Source organism: Bradyrhizobium sp. UFLA06-06 (assembly GCF_054820065.1).
The window spans coordinates 1-3,865 of the sequence record NZ_JADFUD010000137.1 but is presented as its reverse complement, the minus strand read 5'-3'; the positions used below and the strand labels follow the sequence as shown (position 1 = coordinate 3,865).

Sequence of the window (3,865 nt, the reverse complement as noted above, 5' to 3'; positions counted from 1 at the left end):
TCTTCACGTCGGGGCGATTCGCCGCGCAATCATTCGCCCGTGTCATCAAACCGTCGCATGGCACGCCCGTCGATATCTGGTGGCTGTACCGGGTGCGCTCCGGCGAAGCCCGCTTCGAGACCGCAGACCGGCGGATTCACGCCGGGCCGGGCGCCATGTTCCTGATCTCGCTCGATGAGGATTTCCGCGGCAGCATCACGGACTATGACGGCCTGGTGCTGGGCTTGCCGCGCCAGTCGTTCGCCGATGTGGCCGATCGGCTCGACGGTGTCTGCAATATTCTACTCGAAGGCAATCTGATCGAATTGTTGGCCGATTATTTCGACCGCCTCGAAACGCGCATCACCTTCATGTCCTCGGAGGAGTTGAGGCAGGCGGGGCGGGCGACCGCGCAGATGATCGCCGCGTGCATCCAGCTCTCCTCGGATCGACTGGAGCAGGCGCGCGGCGCCATCGAGTCGGTGCTGTTCGAGCGTGCGCGTCTTTATATAGAGTCGCATCTCGCCGACTTCGACCTGACGCCGGACCGCATTGCGCAGCAATTGCGGATCTCGCGTTCTGCCCTCTACCGTGCATTCGAGAGCGTCGGCGGCGTTGCCGGCTACATCCTGCGCAAGCGGCTGCGCGCGGCGCATGCTGAACTTGTCTCGTCCGCCGAGAGGCAGGTGCAGGAGATCGCCTATCGCCACGGCTTCAAGCTGGCGTCCGATTTCACCCGCGCCTTCCGCCGCGAATTCGGCGTCAGCCCGCGCGAGATGCGCGAACGCATGCGCCGCCGATCAACTACCGGTTGAGGTGTATGAAAACAACTCATGGTGCATCGAGCGAATCCTTCAACTTGTGAGACGATCTGCGTGTTATTTGGACGGCCTGCTGAGTGACGCTGGCAAAATTGTGTCTATCATTTTGCAACATGACGACTCGGGGCACATTGATGGGGCAGTCGAGCGAGCGCTGGGTGGCAAGATGCGCTCGTTGAATTCGACACATCGTTGGCCAGGACGGGACGATGATCGTGTGCACGATCATCGTTATTTTTTCGCGCGTGCGGCCGGCGGGCCCGCGCGTCGGCCCGGTCCATGGCGCGTCGCCTCCGGCGTCTGGACCAGATGTCGCGAAAGGGGCGCACCATGGCTGTCGCACACAACTCAACAAAATCGCTGAAGCGTCGAGGGCGCGCCGGCTTCGTCCGGAGCTGGGTCGCATCGGGCGATGCGGGCAGCACTTCGCTGCGGCGACGGCTGCTGGCCGTGCTGCGTCAGGCGCACCGTGTCCTTGGCGTGAAGCGGGATCGCTTAAGCCTCGGGTCACTGGGAATCGGCGGGTCGGCCGTCGCGACGGCACTCGCGTTAGCCGTCGCGGTGCTGACCGCCTCGGCCGCGAGCGCGGGAAGCGTGCAGCTCGGTGGTGGAAGTGCGACCGGCACCGATTCCGTAGCGATCGATACCAATTCGTCAGCCAGCGGCCTGCGCGCCATCGCGATCGGAAGTGGAGCAAACGCGGCCGGCTTGGATGCCGTTGCCCAGGGCACCGGCACCAGCGCGGGCGCCCAGAACGCCATCGCGATCGGTTTTCAGTCGATCGCTTCACAGCTAAATTCGCTCTATCTCGGCTCGCGCACGGCCGCGGGAACCGGTGCGCTTGCTACGAGTGCCATCGGCATCGGCACGGACGTGACAGCATCTCAGGTCGACGCGATTGCGGTTGGGCGTTCATCCGTTGCGTCAGCGCAGTACTCGGTGGCTCTTGGCCTGAACGCGAAGGCGACGGGCACTGGCGGCGCGATGGCGCTGGGCCAGGGCACGGTCTCGAGTGGCGTCAACTCGGTCGCGCTCGGCGTTCAAGCCATCGCCACAGGCGCCGGCACCAGCGCCTTGGGCACCTTCGCCAATGCCACCGGAGGCAATGCTACCGCGGTCGGCGTCAGCTCCTTGGCGAGCGGCAACTATTCGTGGGCCGGAGGCTGGGCATCCGTTGCCTCGGCGGACAGTGCGACTGCGCTTGGCAAGCAGGCGACCGCGTCGGGGATCAACTCATTCGCCGGAGGCAGCTCCAGCAACGCAGCCGCAGATTTTGCCGTGGCTGTGGGCAATCAAGCGCAGGCGCTCAGCACCGGGGGCTCGGTCGCGATCGGGTCGGGCGCGGTCGTCAACAGTGCAGCGACGGGCGGCATCGCGATCGGCAACAACGCGGCCTCCGCCGGCATCAATTCGCTCGCGACCGGCGTTGGGGCCAGTGCCGCCGGCACAAGTTCGCTGGCGATCGGCACTGCCTCAAATGCGAGTGCCGCCGCCAGCACTGCGGTTGGCAACACAGCCGTTGCCAGCGGCCAAAACGCCTCCTCATTCGGGTCTGGAGCGCACGCGACAGGAGACAATTCTCTTGCGGCCGGCGTCAGCGCCAGCGCCAGCGGAATCGCCAGTACCGCACTCGGCATCGGCGCCAATGCGTCGGCCACGAGCGCCATCGCCGTCGGCAACAATGCCGCGGCCAGTTCCGCCAATGCTGTCGCCGTGGGCACCAATGCGACGGCTTCCGGCGGGCAGGCCGTGTCCATCGGCGCGAACAACACCGCCTTTGGCAACGGCGCCGTGGCGATCGGCGATCCCAGCTATGCCAGCGGCACCGGCGCCTTCACCGGCGGCGCGAACAATATCGCCAACAGTGACGGCACCGCCACCGCCACCGCCGCCAACCAGGCCAACGGCGCGGTTGCGATCGGCAACAACAACAAGGCGATCGGGCAGGGCTCGGTCGCGCTCGGCAACGGCTCCACGGCGGGCGCCGCCGGTCTTGCGGGCAATGTCGCACTGGGCAACGGCGCCACCGCGGCGGCAAGCTCCGGCGATGTCGCGCTCGGCTCCGGAAGCGTCACCGCTGCCGCCGTCAACACGCCGAACACGGTGATCAACGGCACCACCTACAGCTTCGCGGGGACGACGGCGACCTCGACCGTCAGCGTCGGCGCGCTCGGCGCCGAGCGCACCATCACCAATGTCGCGGCGGGTCGGATCAGCAACTCTTCGACGGATGCGATCAACGGCTCGCAGCTCTGGGCCACCAACCAGGCGGTCGACGGCCTCGCCACCACCGTCAACAACATCAACACCGGCGGCGGCATCAAGTATTTCCACGCCAATTCGACGCTGGCGGATTCCTCCGCGGTGGGCACCGATTCGGTTGCGATCGGACCGGTGTCGACCGCAACCGGCGGCGGCTCGGTGTCGATCGGCAACGGCGCCAACGCCGCCAACGCCAACGACATCGCGCTCGGCTCGGGCAGCCAGACCGGCGCGGCGGTTCAAACCGCCAGCATCGTCATTGGCGGCAACACCTACAGCTTCGCCGGAACGACACCGACCTCGACGGTCAGCGTCGGCTCGGTCGGCAATGAGCGCACCATCACCAATGTCGCGGCGGGGCGGGTCAGCAACGGCTCGACCGATGCGATCAATGGCTCGCAGCTGTTCGCCGCCACCTCGGCGATCGACAGCCTCTCGACCGTCGTCAGCAACGGCCTGCCGCACTACTATGCCGTCAACGACGGTGGCACCCAGCAGGCCAACTACACCAATAACGGTGCGACCGGGACCAACTCGATGGCGGCGGGCGTTGCCGCCTCGGCAACTGCGACGAACTCCACTGCACTCGGCTTCAACACCCAGGCATCGGTGGATGGCGGCGTCGCGATCGGCTCGGGGTCGATCTCCAACCGCGCGCTCGCGCCGGCGTCCGGCACGATCGGCGGCACCATCATTCCCTACAACACCACCGACCTCGCGCTGCTCGGCGCGGTGTCGGTCGGCAACGCGACGAGCTACCGGCAGATCACCAATGTGGCCGACGGCACCCAAGACAGCGACGC

Annotated in this window: 2 protein-coding genes; both read left to right on the top strand. The window is 66.6% G+C overall.

Annotated features, from left to right (window positions below; translation table 11 throughout):
• The first annotated feature begins 155 nt into the window (after window positions 1-155).
• Window positions 156-794 (top strand): helix-turn-helix transcriptional regulator, encoded by a 639-nt coding sequence (locus tag IF803_RS42240; RefSeq protein ID WP_461196131.1) that lies wholly within the window; start codon window positions 156-158, stop codon window positions 792-794.
• A gap of 336 nt (window positions 795-1,130) precedes the next feature.
• Window positions 1,131-3,865 (top strand): YadA family autotransporter adhesin (locus IF803_RS42235; protein WP_461196130.1); only part of this gene is annotated, 2,735 nt, incomplete at its 3' end.

Excerpts from the sequence above, each read along its gene's own strand:
- IF803_RS42240 (WP_461196131.1), top strand. The coding sequence starts at position 156 with ATGTTCCTGATCTCGCTCGATGAGGATTTCCGCGGCAGCATCACGGAC.